Source organism: Streptomyces sp. Mut1 (assembly GCF_030719295.1).
In the GTDB taxonomy this organism is placed as follows: Bacteria; Actinomycetota; Actinomycetes; order Streptomycetales; family Streptomycetaceae; genus Streptomyces; species Streptomyces castrisilvae.
Genome location: NZ_CP120997.1, coordinates 842210 through 858123 on the forward strand (window position 1 = coordinate 842210; position 15914 = coordinate 858123).

At 74.3% G+C, this 15914-nt stretch carries 14 protein-coding genes; 7 read left to right on the top strand and 7 right to left on the bottom strand.

Annotated elements, in window-relative coordinates; all coding sequences use genetic code 11:
• Positions 1–22 precede the first annotated feature (22 nt).
• Genes P8A18_RS03335 through P8A18_RS03350 form a run of 4 tightly spaced genes read right to left on the bottom strand, consistent with a single transcriptional unit; the run spans position 23 to position 3760 of the window.
• Complete coding sequence (locus tag P8A18_RS03335; protein WP_306051632.1) at positions 23–1180, bottom strand: acetyl-CoA C-acetyltransferase; 1158 nt, start codon at positions 1178–1180, stop codon at positions 23–25.
• A gap of 32 nt (positions 1181–1212) precedes the next feature.
• Positions 1213–1815 (bottom strand): TetR/AcrR family transcriptional regulator, encoded by a 603-nt coding sequence (locus P8A18_RS03340; RefSeq protein WP_306051634.1) that lies wholly within the window; start codon positions 1813–1815, stop codon positions 1213–1215.
• Positions 1812–2597, bottom strand: a complete 786-nt coding sequence (locus P8A18_RS03345; protein ID WP_306051636.1) for an SDR family oxidoreductase — start codon at positions 2595–2597, stop codon at positions 1812–1814. Before P8A18_RS03345 ends, P8A18_RS03340 begins: the two co-directional genes overlap by 4 nt.
• Entirely contained in the window at positions 2594–3760 is a 1167-nt protein-coding gene (locus P8A18_RS03350) for an acyl-CoA dehydrogenase family protein (RefSeq protein ID WP_306051638.1), read from the bottom strand. Before P8A18_RS03350 ends, P8A18_RS03345 begins: the two co-directional genes overlap by 4 nt.
• A gap of 48 nt (positions 3761–3808) precedes the next feature.
• Here P8A18_RS03350 and P8A18_RS03355 point away from each other — a divergent pair, with 48 nt between their 5' ends.
• The 7 genes from P8A18_RS03355 to P8A18_RS03385 all read left to right on the top strand — a co-directional run bounded on the left by P8A18_RS03355 (position 3809) and on the right by P8A18_RS03385 (position 12197).
• Entirely contained in the window at positions 3809–4657 is an 849-nt protein-coding gene (locus tag P8A18_RS03355) for an enoyl-CoA hydratase (RefSeq protein WP_306051640.1), read from the top strand.
• The gene (locus tag P8A18_RS03360) at positions 4657–5832 is read left to right on the top strand and encodes an acyl-CoA dehydrogenase family protein (RefSeq protein WP_306051642.1); all 1176 of its coding nucleotides are present in this window, start codon (positions 4657–4659) and stop codon (positions 5830–5832) included. The genes P8A18_RS03355 and P8A18_RS03360 overlap by 1 nt, the downstream gene beginning before the upstream one ends.
• Positions 5832–6848: an acyl-CoA dehydrogenase family protein gene (locus P8A18_RS03365; RefSeq protein WP_306051644.1), complete on the top strand. Its 1017-nt coding sequence runs from the start codon at positions 5832–5834 to the stop codon at positions 6846–6848. The genes P8A18_RS03360 and P8A18_RS03365 overlap by 1 nt, the downstream gene beginning before the upstream one ends.
• On the top strand, positions 6845–7918 hold the full coding sequence (locus P8A18_RS03370; RefSeq protein ID WP_306051646.1) for an acyl-CoA dehydrogenase family protein: 1074 nt from the start codon (positions 6845–6847) through the stop codon (positions 7916–7918). The genes P8A18_RS03365 and P8A18_RS03370 overlap by 4 nt, the downstream gene beginning before the upstream one ends.
• A 38-nt stretch (positions 7919–7956) precedes the next feature.
• Positions 7957–8745 carry an SDR family oxidoreductase gene (locus P8A18_RS03375; RefSeq protein WP_306051648.1) on the top strand — a complete coding sequence of 263 codons (789 nt, stop codon included), beginning with the start codon at positions 7957–7959 and terminating at the stop codon, positions 8743–8745.
• A gap of 129 nt (positions 8746–8874) precedes the next feature.
• Positions 8875–9690 (top strand): ABC transporter ATP-binding protein, encoded by an 816-nt coding sequence (locus P8A18_RS03380; RefSeq protein ID WP_306060659.1) that lies wholly within the window; start codon positions 8875–8877, stop codon positions 9688–9690.
• On the top strand, positions 9687–12197 hold the full coding sequence (locus P8A18_RS03385; protein ID WP_306051650.1) for an ABC transporter permease: 2511 nt from the start codon (positions 9687–9689) through the stop codon (positions 12195–12197). Before P8A18_RS03380 ends, P8A18_RS03385 begins: the two co-directional genes overlap by 4 nt.
• A 16-nt stretch (positions 12198–12213) precedes the next feature.
• Here the strand turns inward: P8A18_RS03385 and hsaA are convergent, their stop codons facing one another.
• Genes hsaA through P8A18_RS03400 form a run of 3 tightly spaced genes read right to left on the bottom strand, consistent with a single transcriptional unit; the run spans position 12214 to position 15862 of the window.
• Positions 12214–13380, bottom strand: a complete 1167-nt coding sequence (gene hsaA / locus P8A18_RS03390) for a 3-hydroxy-9,10-secoandrosta-1,3,5(10)-triene-9,17-dione monooxygenase oxygenase subunit (RefSeq protein WP_306051652.1) — start codon at positions 13378–13380, stop codon at positions 12214–12216.
• 39 nt (positions 13381–13419) lie between these two features.
• A complete protein-coding gene (locus P8A18_RS03395) occupies positions 13420–15021 on the bottom strand; it encodes a FadD3 family acyl-CoA ligase (RefSeq protein WP_306051653.1) in 1602 nt (533 codons plus the stop codon).
• Between the two features lie 46 nt (positions 15022–15067).
• Positions 15068–15862: an SDR family NAD(P)-dependent oxidoreductase gene (locus P8A18_RS03400; RefSeq protein ID WP_306051655.1), complete on the bottom strand. Its 795-nt coding sequence runs from the start codon at positions 15860–15862 to the stop codon at positions 15068–15070.
• Between the last annotated feature and the right edge of the window lie 52 nt (positions 15863–15914).

Sequence of the window (15914 nt, forward strand, 5' to 3'; positions counted from 1 at the left end):
GTCCGGCCGGCCGCCGGTTCGGTCAGAGGCGCTCGATGATCGTGACGTTGGCCTGGCCGCCGCCCTCGCACATGGTCTGGAGGCCGTAGCGGCCGCCCGTGCGCTCCAGTTCGTGCAGGAGGGTCGTCATCAGCTTGGTGCCGGTGGCGCCGAGCGGGTGGCCGAGCGCGATGGCGCCGCCGTTGACATTGACCTTGTCCGGGTCGGCGCCGGTCTCCTTCAGCCAGGCCAGGACGACCGGGGCGAACGCCTCGTTGATCTCCACCAGGTCCATGTCTCCGATGGACATGCCGGCCTTCTTCAGCGCGTACGCGGTCGCCGGGATCGGCGCGGACAGCATCCGGATCGGGTCCTCGCCGCGCACCGAGAGGTGGTGGATCCGGGCCCTGGGCGTCAGGCCGTGCTCGGCGACGGCCCGCTCGGACGCGATGAGCAGCGCGGACGCGCCATCGGAGACCTGCGAGGAGACGCCCGCGGTCAGCCGGCCGCCCTCCACCACCGGCTTGAGCCCCGCCATCTTCTCCAGCGAGGTGTCGCGGCGCGGCCCCTCGTCCACGGTGACGTCCCCGTACGCCACGGTCTCGCGGGCGAAGCGGCCCTCGTCGATGGCGCGCAGGGCACGCCGGTGCGAGCGGAGCGCGAAGTGCTCCATGTCCTCGCGGGAGATGCCCCACTTCTCGGCGATGAGTTCGGCGCCGTGGAACTGGTTGACGGGCGCGTCGCCGTACCGGGCCCGCCATCCCTGGGAGCCGAGATAGGGGCCGTCGGTGAGGCCGAGGGGTTCGGCGGCCTGCCGGCTGGCGAACGCGATCGGGATCATCGACATGTTCTGCGTGCCGCCGGCGACGACCAGGTCCTGGGTGCCGGACATGACGCCCTGGGCGGCGAAGTGGACGGCCTGCTGGGACGAGCCGCACTGCCGGTCGACGGTGGTGCCCGGCACCTCCTCGGGCAGACCGGCGGCGAGCCAGGCGGTGCGGGCGATGTCCCCGGCCTGCGGGCCGACCGTGTCCAGGCAGCCGAAGACGACGTCGTCCACGGCGGCCGGGTCGATGCCGCCGCGCTCGACCAGCGCCTTGATGACATGGGCGCCGAGGTCGGCGGGGTGGACGGCGGACAGACCGCCCTTGCGCCGGCCGACCGGGGTGCGGACCGCTTCGATGATGTAGGCCTCGGCCATGACTGCTCCTTCGTGGTGAACGTGATGGTGGGTCAGCCGCGCGTGGTGATGCCGGCGAGAACCATGGACAGGTACTGGCGGGCGATCTCCTGTGCGCTGTGGACGCCGCCGGGCCGGTACCAGGAGGCGGCGACCCAGACGGTGTCGCGGACGAACCGGTAGACGAGCCGGACGTCCAGGTCGGCCCGGAAGTCCCGTTCCGCGACGCCGCGTTCCAGGGTGCGCAGCCAGGCGTGCTCGAACTTCGGCTGCGATCCGGCGAGATGGGCGAAGCGCGGCTGGGCGGAGAGGTGCTTGGACTCCTTCTGGTAGATGGCGACCGCGGGACCGTGCCGGTCGATCTGCCGGAAGGACTGGGTGACGAGTGCCCCGAGGGTGTCCCGGGGGCCGAGTCCGGCGGCGAGCACGGTGTCGTAGCACGCCCACAGCTCGTCCAGGAAGGCGGTGAGGATCTCGTCGAGCATCGCCTCCTTGGAGTCGAAGTGGTAGTAGAGGCTGCCCGCGAGCATCCCGGCGGCGTCCGCGATGCGGCGGACGGTGGTGGCGTTGTAGCCCTGCTCGGCGAAGACCCGGGCCGCGGTGGCGAGGAGTTCGGCGCGTCGCTCGGCGTTGGGATTCGGGGCGATGGCGCTCACGCCCTCTGGCTGCTCACCGAGACGGTCTCGCCCGTCATGTACGAGGAGTAGCCGCTGGCCAGGAAGACGATGACGTTGGCGATCTCCCAGGGTTCGGCGTACCGGCCGAAGGCCTCGCGCTCGGTGAGTTCGGCGAGGAGTCCGGGGGTGGTGACCTTCACCAGGTGGGGGTGCATGGCCAGGCTCGGGGCGACGGCGTTGACGCGTACCCCGAAGTCGGCGGCTTCCAGGGCGGCGCAGCGGGTGAGCGCCATGACGCCGGCCTTCGCGGCGGCGTAGTGGGCCTGGCCGCGCTGGGCGCGCCAGCCGATGACGGAGGCGTTGTTGACGACGACGCCCCCGGCGGCGCTGTCCTTGAAGTGGCGCAGGGCGGTGCGGGTGCAGCGGAAGGTGCCGTTGAGGGTGACGTCGAGGACTTTGGCCCACTGCTCGTCGGTCATGTCCACGAGGTCGGAGGTGCCGCCGAGGCCGGCGTTGTTGACGACGACGTCGAGCCGGCCGTGGCGTTCGGCGGCGAGCGCGAACAGGGCGTCGACCTGGGTCTGGTCGGTGACGTCGCAGGGCAGTGCGGCGACCCGGTCGGCGCCGAACTCGTCGGCGAGCGCCCGCGCGCTCTCCCGCAGCCGGCGTTCATGGGCGTCGCCGATGACGATCCGGGCGCCCTCCTCCAGGAATTTGCGGGCGGTCGCGCCGCCGATTCCGGCACCGGCCGCCGCGGTGATCACCGCGGTGCGTCCGTCCAGGAGGTGGTGGCCCGCTACGTAGGCCGGCTGGGAGGTCATGGGCGCAGCTCCTTGGGGAGGCCGAGGACGCGCTCGGCGATGATGTTGCGCTGGATCTCGTTGGACCCGGCGTAGATGGTGTCGGCGCGGGAGAAGAGGAACAGCCGCTGCCAGTCGTCGAGTTCGTAGGGCTCGTCGGGCGCGGTCATCCCGCCGGCGCCCAGGACGCTCATGGCGAGTTCGCCGAGTTCGCGGTGCCAGGTGGCCCAGTAGATCTTCCCGATGGACGCCTCGGGGCCGGGGGCGCCGGCCGCGACGCCGTCGAGCATGCGCAGGGCGTTGCAGCGGATGGTCTCCAGGCCGGTCCAGGCGCGGGCGAGCCGGTCACGGATCAGCGGGTCGTCGGCGGCGCCGTTGCGGCGGGCCAGGGCGATGAGGGTCTCCAGCTCGCGGCGGAAGCCGACCTGCTGGCCGAGGGTGGAGACGCCGCGTTCGAAGCCGAGGGTGGCCATGGCCACGCGCCAGCCGTCGCCGGGGGCGCCGACGATGTGCTCGGCGCGGGTGCGGGCGCCGTCGAAGAAGACCTCGTTGAATTCGCTGGTGCCGGTCAGCTGGGTGATGGGCCGGATCTCGACGCCGGGCTGGTCCAGCGGGACCAGGAGGTAGGACAGGCCCCGGTGGCGGGTGGAGCCCGGTTCGGTGCGGGCGACGACGAAGCACCACTGCGCCTCGTGGGCCAGTGACGTCCAGGTCTTCTGCCCGGTGACGACCCAGTCCGTCCCGTCCCGCTCGGCCCTGGTGCGGACGTTCGCCAGGTCGGAGCCGGCGTCGGGCTCGCTGTAGCCCTGGCACCACAGCTCGTCGGCGGCGACGATCGGCGGCAGGAACCTGGCCCGCTGCTCGGGCGTGCCGAAGGCCACCAGCGTCGGCCCGAGCAGTTGCTCGCCGATGTGGTTGACCCGCGCGGGGGCGTCGGCCAGGGCGTATTCCTCGTGGAAGGCGACCTGCTGCTCGATGGTCGCGTCCCGGCCGCCGTGCTCCTTCGGCCAGCCCACACAGGTCCAGCCATCGGCGGCCATGTGCCGTTCCCAGGCCAGCCGTTCGGCGAAGGCCTCGTGCTCGCGGCCGGGGCCGCCCCGGCCCCGCAGGTCCGCGAAGGACCCGGTGAGCCGGGCGGCCAGCCAGCCGCGGATCTCGGTGCGGAACTCCTCGACGCTGCTCATGGGGGTACGTTAATCTACCAAACACTTGTTAGGGAAGGAGAGGCCACGATGTCCGCTGCCCATGACGAACCGGTGCGCTACGAGAAGCGGGGCCCGGTCGCGACGGTGACCATGAACCGCCCGGACTACCGCAACGCGCAGAACTCCGCGATGACCTACGCCCTGGACCGGGCGTTCTACCGCGCGGCCGAGGACAACGAGGTGAAGACCGTCGTCCTGGCCGGTGCGGGCAAGCACTTCTCCGCCGGACACGACATCGGCACCCCCGGGCGCGACGCGCATCTGCCGTTCGAGCGGCGGGCGGGGCTGTGGTGGGACCACTCGGACAAGGAGGGCGCGGAGAGCCGCTTCGCCCGCGAGTCCGAGGTCTACCTCGGCATGTGCCGGCGCTGGCGCGAACTGCCGAAGCCGGTCGTCGCGTCCGTGCAGGGCGCGTGCGTGGCGGGCGGTCTGATGCTGGCCTGGGTGTGCGACCTGATCGTGGCGTCCGAGGACGCGTTCTTCGCCGACCCGGTGGTCCGCATGGGCATCCCCGGTGTCGAGTACTTCGCCCACCCCTGGGTGATGCCGCCCCGGATCGCCAAGGAGTTCCTGTTCACGGGCGACCGGATGAGCGCCCGGCGCGCGTACGAGGTGGGCATGGTCAACCGGGTCGTGCCCCGCGAGGAGCTGGCCGACCGCAGCCACGAACTGGCGCTGCGCATCGCCGAGATGCCGCGCATGGGCCTGGCCCTGACCAAGCGCGCGGTCAATCAGGCCGAGGACCTCCAGGGGATGCACACCGGCATGGACTCGGTGTTCGGCCTGCACCACCTGGCGCACGCCCACAACGCCGAGACCGCGCCGGACGCCCTGGGCGGCATGGACATCCGGGCGATGAAGAAGGCGGGCGGCTGATGGACCTCGACTTCGACCCGGCGGACGAGGAGTTCCGTACCGGGGTACGCGACTGGCTCGCCGCACACGTCCCCGCCACCGCCCTGCCCTCCCTGGAGACCGCCGGGGGTTTCGCCGCACACCGGGAGTGGGAGGCCGTTCTGGCCGCCGACCGCTGGTCGGTGGTCTCCTGGCCCGAGGAGTTCGGCGGACGCGGCGCGTCCCTGCTGCGCTGGCTGATCTTCGAGGAGGAGTACTACGCGGCCGGGGCGCCGGGCCGGGTCAGCCAGAACGGCATCAGCCTGCTGGCCCCGACCCTCTTCGAGCACGGCACCGCCGAGCAGCGGGCCCGCGTCCTGCCCGCGATGGCGCGCGGCGAGGTCATCTGGGCGCAGGCCTGGTCCGAGCCGGAGTCCGGCTCCGACCTGGCGTCGCTGCGTTCGACGGCGGTACGGACCGAGGGCGGCTGGCTGCTCAGCGGGCAGAAGACCTGGTCGTCGCGGGCGGCCTTCGCCGACCGGGCCTTCGGCCTGTTCCGCAGCGACCCGGACGCGGACCGGCCGCACCGGGGGCTGACCTATCTGATGTTCCCGCTGGACGCCGAGGGCGTCACCGTGCGGCCCATCGGGCGGCTCGACGGGAAGCCCGCATTCGCCGAACTCTTCCTGGACGAGGTGTTCGTCCCCGACGCGGACGTCATCGGCGAACCGGGGCAGGGCTGGCGGGTCGCGATGAGCACCACCGGCAACGAGCGCGGGCTCACCCTGCGCAGCCCCGGCCGCTTCACCGCCGCCGCCGGCCGGCTCACCGGCCTGTGGCGCGAGCACGGCGACCCCGCGGACACGGCGCTGCGCGACCGGGTCGCGGACGCGGTGATCGGCGCCCGCGCCTACCGGCTGTTCTCGTACGCGGGTGCCTCCCGTGTCCTGCACGGCGAGGGCGGCCGGGCCGGGGCCGCCTCCAGCCTCAACAAGATCTACTGGTCCGAACTGGACATCGCCCTGCACGAGACGGCCCTCGACCTGCTCGGTCCCTTCGGCGAACTCGCCGACCACGCCCCGGAGGCGCCGGAGGGCGGCGGCTGGTCCGAGGGGTACACCTTCGCGCTGGCGGGCCCGGTCTACGCGGGCACCAACGAGATCCAGCGCGACATCATCGCCGAGCGGCTGCTCGGCCTTCCGAAGGGACGCCGCTGATGCGTTTCCTCCTCGACAGCGAGCAGCGGGAGTTCGCCCGCTCCCTCGACGCCCTGCTCACCTCGTCCGGCGTCCCGGCCACGGTCCGGTCCTGGGCGGCCGGCGACCACGGGCCGGGGCGGGCCGTCTGGGCGCGGCTCGCCGAGGCCGGGCTCTTCGCCCTCGCGGTGCCCCCGGAGCACGAGGGCCTCGGCCCGCTGCCCGTCGAACTGGCCGTCGCCTTCGAGACGCTGGGCCGGCACGCCGTCCCGGGGCCGCTGGTCGAGACGGTGGCCGCCGCCGCCCTGCTGGACCGTCTCGGGGACAAGTCCCTCGCCGCCGGGCACCTGCCCGCCATCGCTTCGGGCGCGTCCCTGGTCTCCCTGTGCGTGACGGCGCTCGGCCCGTACGCGCTGGACGCGGACGCGGCCGGCACGGTGTTCGTCGTGGACGGCGACACGCTGCGGGTGGCCGACGGCCCGGGGCCCGTGCAGCCCTCGGCCGACCCGGGGCGGCGCCTCGCCCGGCCGTCGGGCGGCGCGGTCCTCGCCCGGGGCCCCGGGGTGACGGCCGCCGCCGCGTACGCGGCCGAGGTCGCCGCGCTCGCCACGGCGGCCCAGGCGCTCGGCGTCGGCCGGACACTGCTGGCCCGTACCGTCGAATACGTCACCGCGCGCACCCAGTTCGGGGTGGCGATCGGGTCCTTCCAGAGCGTCAAGCACCGCCTGGCGGACACCCTGCTGGCCCTGGAGTTCGCCGAGCCGCTGGTGCACGGCGCCGCGCTCGCCCTGGCCTCCGGCGACGAGGGCGCGGGCCGCGACATCGCCGCCGCCAAGGTCACCGCGGGCGAGGCCGCGTACGGGGCCGCGCGCACCGCCCTGCAACTGCACGGGGCCGTGGGCTACACCGACGAACTCGACCTGTCCCTGTGGATACGCAAGGCCCGTCCGCTGCGCGACGCCTGGGGCACCCCGGCCGCCTGCCGGGCCCGCGTACTGGCCGACCGGGCGGACACCGAGGGGAGCACGGTCCGATGAGGCTGACGCGGGAGCAGGAAGAGCTGAGAGCGGCCGTGCGGTCGCTGCTGACCCGCCATCAGGGCACCGCTGCCTGGGCGCCGTTGACCGAGCAGATCGGGGTCGCCGGGCTCGCCGTGCCCGAGGCGTACGGCGGGGCGGGCGGTGGGGCGCGGGACGTCCATGTGCTGATGGAGGAGCTGGGCCGGAGCCTGAGCCCGCTGCCCTGTCTGGGCTCCGCCGTGCTCACCGCGGGCGCCCTGCTGGCGTCCGGCGACGAGGAGGCGTGCGGCCGGCTGCTGCCGGGGCTCGCCGACGGCACATCGGTGGGCGCCCTGGCCTGGGCGGAGCGGGGCTCGTGGGACGGGGCGGCGGTCCGCGCCCGCGCCGTGCCGGGTCCGGGCGGCCGCCGGCTGGTGACCGGGGTGAAGGAGTACGTCCTGGACTGGCCGGACATCGGCGTGCTGGTCGTCGCGGCCCGCACGGACGCCGGGATCTCGCTCTTCGAGGTGGCCCCGGGCGCCGCCGGGGTCCGCCGGGAACCCGCGGTGGCCATGGACTCCACCCGGGCCCTGGCGCGCTGGGTGTTCGACGGGGCCGAGGGACGCCTGCTGGGCCGGGACGGGGACGGCGGGCGGCACCTGGAGCACGTACGGGACCTGGCCTGCGCGGCCCTCGCGGCGGAGCAGGCCGGGGCGGCCGAGCGCTGTCTTGAGCTGACGGTGGAATACGCCCGGGAGCGGGTGCAGTTCGGCCGGTCCATCGGTTCGTTCCAGGCGGTCAAGCACCGGCTGGCGGACGCCTATGTGCTGGTGGAGTCGGCGCGTTCGGCGGCGCTGGGTGCCGCGTTCGCCGCCGACGAGGACCCGGGCGCACTGCCCCGGGCGGCCGCCGTCGCCCAGTCCGTCTGCTCCGAGGCGTTCTCGGCGGTCGCCGGCGAGATGATCCAGCTGCACGGCGGGATCGGCATCACCTGGGAGCACGACGCGCACCGCTACTTCAAGCGGGCGCACGGGGCGGGCGAGCTGTTCGGCGCGCCCGCGCGCCACCGGGAACGGCTCGCCGCCGGGATCGGCCTGGCCGCCCGGTGAACGGCTCCCGGCAGACCGGAACAGGAGAACGCGACATCATGGACATCGGCAACCCGCTGGACTTCACCGGACACGTGGTGCTGGTCACCGGAGGCACCAAGGGCATCGGCGCGGCCGTCGCCGAAGCGTTCCTGGCCGCCGGGGCGGACGTGGTGGTCTGCGGACGGAACACCCCGCGGGCCCTCCCCTCGGCCGGGGGCCGCGAGGCGGTCTTCGTCCCGGCCGACGTGCGCGACCCGGAGGCGGCGTCCGCGCTGGTGGACGCCGCGGTGGAGCGGTTCGGGCGGCTCGACGTCCTCGTCAACAACGCGGGCGGCTCCCCGGACGCGGACGCGGCCACCGTCTCGCCGCGATTCGTGGAGAAGATCGTCGCGCTCAACCTCCTCGCCCCGTTCTACGTGGCGCAGCCGGCCCACCGGGTCATGCGGGCGCAGCGGGGCGGGGGCGCGGTCATCAACATCGGCAGCGTCTCCGCCCATGACCCGCAGCCCGGCACCGCCGCGTACACCGCCGCCAAGGCGGGGCTGCTGGCCCTCACCAAGGCGCTCGCCCTGGAGTGGTCGCCGGCGGTCCGTGTCAACCACATCACCACGGGCCTGATCCGCACCGAGAGCGCCGCCTCGGTCTACGGCGCGGACGGCGGGGCGTCGGTGGCGTCGGTCATCCCGATGGAACGGATGGCGGTTCCTCAGGACGTGGCGCGCGCCTGTCTGTTCCTCGCGAGCGGGCTCTCCGGATACATCAGCGGCGCGGACCTGGCGGTGCACGGCGGCGGGGAGTTCCCGGCGCGCTACCTGGCGGCGAAGGCGGCCGGCGGGCCGGGGTGAGCCGGCCGCCGCTCCGGCCTGCGCCTCAGGTTATCCCCACCCCCGATCCGCCAGCAGCCGTCATGGCCCGTCATCGCCGTGATCCGTAGCGTCGGATCATCGGCTCGAAGGATCGTGAGAGGGACGGACATGTGGCAGCGCGGCGGCACAGAACAGCAGGCGGACGGCCGGCCCGAGGACCGGGGCGCCCTGGGCCCGGCCGTCGAACTGCGCGGTGTGCGCAGGCGGTACGGCCGGGGCGCGGGCGCCGTGCACGCTCTCGCGGGCATCGATCTGGTCCTGCCGCGGGGCTCGTTCACGGCGGTGATGGGCCCGTCCGGGTCCGGCAAGTCCACCTTCCTTCAGTGCGCCGCCGGCCTCGACCGGCCGTCGGAGGGCTCGGTGCGCCTGGGCGGTACGGAGATCACCGGCATGGGCGAGAACAGCCTCACCGAACTGCGCCGCAGCCGCCTCGGCTTCGTCTTCCAGTCCTTCAACCTGCTGCCGTCGCTGACCGTGGAACAGAACGTGCTCCTGCCCATGCGCCTGGCCGGGCAGCGCCAGGACCGCCGCCGGGCGGCCGCGGTCCTGGCGCGGGTCGGACTCGCCGACAAGGCGAAGCGCCGGCCCGGCGAGCTCTCCGGCGGCCAGCAGCAGCGCGTGGCCATCGCCCGCGCCCTGATCACCGAACCGGACGTGATCTTCGCCGACGAGCCCACCGGCGCCCTCGACACCGTCACCGCCGCCGAGGTCCTCGGCCTGCTCCGGCACGCGGTCGACACCCTCGGTGCCACCGTCGTCATGGTCACCCACGACCCGGCCGCCGCCGCCTGGGCCGACCGCGTGCTCTTCCTCGCCGACGGCGCCTTCGCCGACTCCCTGGAACGCGGCACGGCGGAGCGGATCTCGGCACGCATGGCCACGCTCGTCTCCCGCCCCGGCGCGATGGCGGGGGCCGCCGCGTGAGTCTCCTCGTCCCCAACGGACTCGCCCGCGCGGCCGTCCGCTTCAAGCCCGCGTCGTTCGCCGGCACGTTCGTCGCGCTGATGATGGCGGCACTGATCATCTCCGCCTGCGGCATCCTCCTGGAGACGGGCTCCCGGGCGTCCGTGCCGGCCCAGCGGTACGCGCGGGCACCGGTCGTCGTGGCGGCGGACCAGTACGCCCGCCTCGTCACGGGCAGCGGCGACAGCCGCTCCGAGTCGGCGAGCCCGCTCCCGGACACGGCACGCGTGGACACCGCGCTGGCGGGGAAGGCGGGCCGGGTGCCCGGCGCCGGGGCCGCGGTAGCGGACTTCACGTTCCCGGCGCGCCTGGGCGAGGACGTGCTGACGGGCCACGGCTGGGGGTCGCACGCCTTCACCGGCACCGCACTCACCTCCGGTGCCGCGCCCCGGTCCGGCGAGGTCGTGCTCGACGCCGCCGCCGCACGGGCCGCGAGGGCGGGCGTCGGCGACACCGTCACGCTCGAAACCGCCACCGGGCGGACCGCCTTCCGCGTCTCCGGGCTGGCGCGGGCCGGAGCCGGGGACGACGTGGCCGAGGGAGCGACGGGCTGGTTCGCCGACGCCCAGTCCCCGGTGCTCGCCGGGCACCCCGGCAGGGCCGACGCCATCGCCGTCCTGGCGGAGGAGGGGGCCTCCCCCGCGGACGGGACCGCCCTCGCCGCCGGGGTGCGGAAGGCACTCTCCGGCACCGGCGCCCGGGTGCACACGGGCGACGGCCGGGGCGCCGTCGAGGACCACGGCCTCGGATACGCCCGGGAGACGCTCACCGGGCTCGGCGGCTCCTTCGGCGGGATCGCCGCCATGGTCGCCGTCTTCACGGCGTCCGGCACGGTCGCGCTGTCCGTCGCCCAGCGCGCCCGGGAGTTCGCGCTGCTGCGCGCCGTCGGTGCCACCCCCCGGCAGATCCGCCGCGCGGTCGCCTCCGAGGCGCTGCTCGTCGCACCGCTCGCCGGGATCATCGGCTGCCTGCCCGGGATCGGACTCGCGCACTGGTGGTTCGCGCAGCTGAAGGACCGCGGGGCCGTCCCGGGCCCGGTGGACCTGCGTGTCTCCTGGATTCCGCTCGTCGTCGCCGTCGGTACGGTGCTGCTGACCGCGCTCACCGCGGGCTGGGCCGCCGGACGCCGGCCGGCGAAGACCAAGCCGGGCCAGGCGCTCACCGAGGCATCGGTGGAGCAGCTGCGGCCCGGTGTGATCCGTACCGTGCTGGGCCTGGGCGCGCTGGCCGGCGGCGGGTTCTTCACGGTCTACGCCGCCCGCTCGGCCGGGGAGGACGCGGCCAACGCCGCCCTCGGCGTCGTCATGCTGTTCATGCTCGCCGTGGCACTGCTCGGCCCGCTGGTGGCGCGGCTGTGCGCGGCGCTGCTGGGGCTCGCGCTGGACGCCCGCGGCGCCGCCGCGGCCACACTCGCCGCCGCCAACTCCCGTACGAACGCCCGCAGGCTGGCCTCCGCGATCACCCCGATCGTGCTGGCCATGGCCTTCGCGTCGACGCTCGCCTTCATGCACACGAGCGAGAGCCATGTGGCGGCGAAGCAGTTGCGCGCCGGTGTCATCGCGGACCATGTCGTCACCCACCCCGCCGGACTGCCCGCCGACGCGGTGCGCCGGGCCGCCCGCACGCCCGGGGTCGAGGCGGCGGTGGGTCTGCTCGGCACACAGGTCCTCGTGCCGGTCGGGTCGGGCGGCGACCGGTGGCTGGAGGGCTCGTCGGTCCAGGGCGTCTCCGGTTCCGGCGCGCGGCTCGCACAGGTGCAGGACCTCGATGTGCGCGGCGGCAGTCTCGACCGGATCGGCAAGGGCAGGATCGCCATCGACCGGACGCTCGCCCTGTCGGCCGGGGCCGGGGTCGGCGACAAGCTGCCGATGTACCTTCCGGACGGCACCAGGACCAGCCCCGAGGTCGTCGCCGTGTACGGCCGGGGGCTCGGCCTGGCGGCCGTCACCATGGACCGCGCGTCGCTCGCCGCCCACGTCACCTCGGGGTTCGACACCACGCTGCTGGTACGCGGCGGGAACGCGGAGGCCCTCGCCCCGCTGGGCACGGTCACCGACGCGGCCGGCTACGCGGCCGGGCGGACCACCGACCGCGAGCTCAACGCCTGGGCCAACAACACGATGGCCGCGGTCCTGGGCGGTTTCGCCGCTCTCGCCGCCGCCAACACCCTCGTGATGACCGTTCTCGACCGCCGTCGTGAGCTGGGCATGCTCCGCCTCGTCGGCGCCACCAGGCGCCAGGTGATGGACATGCTGCGCTGGGAGGGGCTGCTGGTGGCGGTGGCCGGCGTCGCCCTGGGCACCGCCATCGCCTCGGCCACCCTGATCCCGATGACGCGCGGCCTGACGGGCGAGGCCCCGTACGTGCCCCCGCTCCTGTACGGGTCCTTCGCCGCGGCCGCGGTGTGCCTCGCCCTGGCCGCCGTCACCCTGCCGGCGCGCAAGGCGCTCCGGGAACGGCAGGGCTGATACCCGCGGCCGGGGCTCAGACGAGGTTGTCCTCGACGGTCAGGCCGAAGGCGCCCCGGCCGTACATGGCGAGCGCGCGTTCCACGTCGTTGGCGACGTGGACGCTGCCCGCGTGGGCGTCGCGCCAGGCGCGTTCGACGGGGTTGCCGCGCCTGAGCGCGTTGCCGCCCGCGGTCTTGAAGAGCAGGTCGATCGCGGCGACGGCCCGTTCGGTACCCCGGACCTGGTCGCGGCGGGTGCGCAGGCGCAGCTCCATGGGTATCTCCCGGCCGCCGGCGGCGAGTTCGGACAGTTCGCGCAGGTTGCGGTCCATCTGGAGCACCGTCGCGTCGATGTCGGACGCGGCGCGGGCGATGGCGACCTGGGCGAAGGGGTCCTCGGTGAACCTGCCGCCGCCCAGGCTGAGGCGTACCCGCTCCTTCATCCGCCGCACGTACGAGTCGTAGCCGCCAGACACCGCCCCGATCACGGGCGCGGTGATGGCGCTCGTGAAGATCGCGCCGAACGGCAGCCGGTAGAGCGGGCCCGGGTTGACCTGCTGTCCCGGCACCTTCAGCCTGGCCTGCTCGTAGTTGCGCAGCACCCGGTGGGCCGGTACGAACGCCTTCTCGACGATGATGTCGTTGCTGGCGGTGCCCCGGAGCCCGACCACGTCCCACATGTCCTCGATCCGGTAGTCGCGGCGGGGCACCAGAACGGTGAGGAAGTCGACGGGCCGGCCCTGCGCGCCGACGACGAGGGCGCCCAGCAGCGCCCAGGAGGCGTGGTCGCAGCCGGAGGAGAAGCTCCACCGCCCGGCCAGTTCGTAGCCGCCGTCGACGGGGGTGAGCCGGCCGACCGGCGCGTACGAGGAGGAGATCCGGGTGTCCGGGTCCGCACCCCACACGTCCTCCTGCGCCTGCTTGGGGAACAGGCCCAACTGCCAGGGGTGCACGCCGAGGACGGAGGCCACCCAGCCGGTGGAGCAGCAGACGGCGGAGATCGCCCGCACCACCTGGTAGAAGTCGGCCGGATCGCCCTCCAGGCCGCCGTAGCGGGCCGGCTGGAGCATCCGGAACACCCCGGCATCGGCCAGTTCACGGACGGTGACCTGCGGTATCCGCCGTTCCTCGTCCGTGGTGACGGCCCGTTTCCCGATGCCCGGCAGCAGGGCGCGTACCGATTCCAGAACCTCGTTGCCCATCGTCGCTCTCCCTCGCTCGACGCACCGTGAGGGGTGCGGTCAGATCGTCCGCAAGGCGGCCTTGTCCACCTTGCCCGTGGCGTTGCGCGGCAGGCTCCCGAGGACCACGACCTCGCGCGGGACCTTGAAGTTGGCGATCCGTTCGCGGCAGTGGGCGATGAGATCGTCCGGGGCTGCCCCGGTGCCAGGTCTGACCGTCACGAACGCGCGGCCGACCTCGCCGAGGCGGGCGTCGGGCATCCCGACCACGGCGGCCTCGGCCACGGCGTCGTGGGCGGCGAGCACCTGCTCGACCTCCGCCGGGTAGACGTTGAAGCCGCCGACCACGAAGAGGTCCTTGGAGCGTCCGGTGATCACCAGGTTGCCGCGTGGGTCGAGGTGGCCGATGTCGCCCGTGTCGAGCCATCCTTCGGCGTCGACGGCCGCCGCGGTCGCCGCCGGGTCGTCCAGATAGCCGAGCATGACGTGGAAGCCGCGCACCAGGATGCGGCCGTCCCGTCCGGCGGGCCGCGGGGTGCCCTCGGCGTCCCCGATCCGTACTTCGGTGCCGTCGATGGGGCGGCCCGCGGTGAGCGCGACGGTCTCGGCGTCGTCGTCGGCCGAGCAGACGCTGACCGTGCCGCAGCTCTCGGTCAGCCCGTACGCGGTGAGCACGTCGGGGAAGAGTTCGGCCCGCATCCGCCGGACGAGGGCGACCGGCACGACGGCGGCGCCGGTCACCGCGAGCCGCAGCGACGACAGGTCGTGGCGGTGCCGGGCGGGCGCGTCCAGCAGTTCGGTGTAGATGGTGGGCGGGCCGGGGAGCACGGTGATCCGCTCGGTCTCGACGGCGCGCAGCACCCGCTCCACGTCGAAGACCGGCTGGAGGACCATGGTGGCGCCGCGCACCAGGCAGGCCAGGACCCCGGCCTTGTACCCGAAGCAGTGGAACAGCGGGTTGACGACCAGGCAGCGGTCGTCTCCGGTGACCCCGGTCCGGCTGCTCCACGCCCGGTACGTGGTGAGGTTCTGCCGGTGCGTGGTCAGGGCGCCCTTGGGGCGGCCGGTCGTGCCCGAGGTGAAGAGCAGGTCGGACGGGTCGTCGGGGTGTACGGCGGCGCCCCGGGCGGCGGCCCCGGCGTCGGGCAGGTGCGCGCCCTCGCGCAGGAATCCGTCCCACGGCTGGGTGCCGGGACGCCCGCGGGTGTCGTCGTCGAACACCACGGCCCGTTCCAGGGCGGGCAGTCCGGGCACCGGCCGGCCCTCCTCGCCGGCGTCCGGGCCCGCCCCGAGCATGGCGAGGTAGTCCTTGCCCAGGAAGCCGTTCTCCACGAACAGCAGCCGCACCCCGCCGCGTTCCAGGAGCCGGCGCGCCTCCTCGCCCCGGTAGCGGGTGTTGACGGGGACCAGCACGGCCCCGGCCGAGGTCGCGGCGAGCGCGGCGACCACCCAGTGGTGGCTGTTGGGTGCCCAGACGGCGATCCGGTCGCCGGGCCGGACACCGAGCGCGATCAGCGACTTCACGGCGGCGTGGACCCGGTCGCGCAGCTGCGCCCAGGTCAGCCGGGTGTCACCGGACACGACCGCTTCCCGGCCGGGGTGGCGGGCGGCGGCGAGGGCGAGGGCGCCGGGAATCGTGAGGGGGTGCTCGGTCTCGCTCATCTGCTCTCCGGGAGGGGGCGGTCGGGGGTGCGGCGGGCCGGGGGTGTCAGGAGGCCGGCGGCAGGAGCCGCCGGGACGCCTCGTCGGCCCCGAGCACCAGTTCGGCGCGCGGGAATCCGCTGCGCTTCTCGGCCGCCGGGGCATTGCCGCCCGCGATGTGGACGGGGCCGTCGGCGAGGTGTTCCAGCCCCTCCCGGGCGACGTCGTCCGGTTCGGCGACCCGCAGGCCCGGCAGGTCCATGCGCAGTCCGGCACGCTCCATGGCGGGGGTGCGGGTCACGCCGAGCACCAGCTCCAGGACGTGCACGCCGTGCGGCCGCAGCTCCAGCCACAGGCCCTCCGCGAAGACCCGGCTGAAGGCCTTGGCCGCCGAGTAGACGCTGATGCGGGCCTGTCCGAGGTAGCCGGAGAGTGAGCCGACGAGCAGGATGCCGCCCCGGCCCCGCTCCTTCATCGAAGCCCCGAAGTGGTGGGTCAGGGCGAGCTGCGCGGTGATGTTGAGGTCCAGGACGCCCTGCACCCGCTCCAGGTCGCCGGAGACGAAGTCGTGGCCGTAGCTGTTGGCCCCGGCGTTGAAGACCAGCAGGCCGACCTCCAGTCCGTCCGTGGCCGCCGCGACCTTGTCCGGGGCCCCGGGGTCGAGCAGGTCGAGCGCGAGGGTGCGGACCTCGACGCCCCGGGCGCGTACCCGGGCGGCGGTCTCCTCCAGGGGGCCGGGCTTGCGGGCGATCAGGACCAGGTTGATCCCGGCGTCCGCGAGCCGGTGGGCGAAGGAGGCGCCCACACCCTCGGACCCTCCCACGACAACCGCCCACGGTCCGTACAGGTTCTTGTCGATCATCGAGTGCCTCTCTCGTGCCGGCCGGGCCCGGTGCCGCGACCGTAGGGCGGGT

Coding starts and splice junctions, on each gene's coding strand:
- P8A18_RS03335 (WP_306051632.1), bottom strand. CDS start 1,180: ATGGCCGAGGCCTACATCATCGAAGCGGTCCGCACCCCGGTCGGCCGG.
- P8A18_RS03345 (WP_306051636.1), bottom strand. CDS start 2,597: ATGACCTCCCAGCCGGCCTACGTAGCGGGCCACCACCTCCTGGACGGA.
- P8A18_RS03350 (WP_306051638.1), bottom strand. CDS start 3,760: ATGAGCAGCGTCGAGGAGTTCCGCACCGAGATCCGCGGCTGGCTGGCC.
- P8A18_RS03355 (WP_306051640.1), top strand. CDS start 3,809: ATGTCCGCTGCCCATGACGAACCGGTGCGCTACGAGAAGCGGGGCCCG.
- P8A18_RS03360 (WP_306051642.1), top strand. CDS start 4,657: ATGGACCTCGACTTCGACCCGGCGGACGAGGAGTTCCGTACCGGGGTA.
- P8A18_RS03365 (WP_306051644.1), top strand. CDS start 5,832: ATGCGTTTCCTCCTCGACAGCGAGCAGCGGGAGTTCGCCCGCTCCCTC.
- P8A18_RS03370 (WP_306051646.1), top strand. CDS start 6,845: ATGAGGCTGACGCGGGAGCAGGAAGAGCTGAGAGCGGCCGTGCGGTCG.
- P8A18_RS03375 (WP_306051648.1), top strand. CDS start 7,957: ATGGACATCGGCAACCCGCTGGACTTCACCGGACACGTGGTGCTGGTC.
- P8A18_RS03380 (WP_306060659.1), top strand. CDS start 8,875: ATGTGGCAGCGCGGCGGCACAGAACAGCAGGCGGACGGCCGGCCCGAG.
- hsaA (WP_306051652.1), bottom strand. CDS start 13,380: ATGGGCAACGAGGTTCTGGAATCGGTACGCGCCCTGCTGCCGGGCATC.
- P8A18_RS03395 (WP_306051653.1), bottom strand. CDS start 15,021: ATGAGCGAGACCGAGCACCCCCTCACGATTCCCGGCGCCCTCGCCCTC.
- P8A18_RS03400 (WP_306051655.1), bottom strand. CDS start 15,862: ATGATCGACAAGAACCTGTACGGACCGTGGGCGGTTGTCGTGGGAGGG.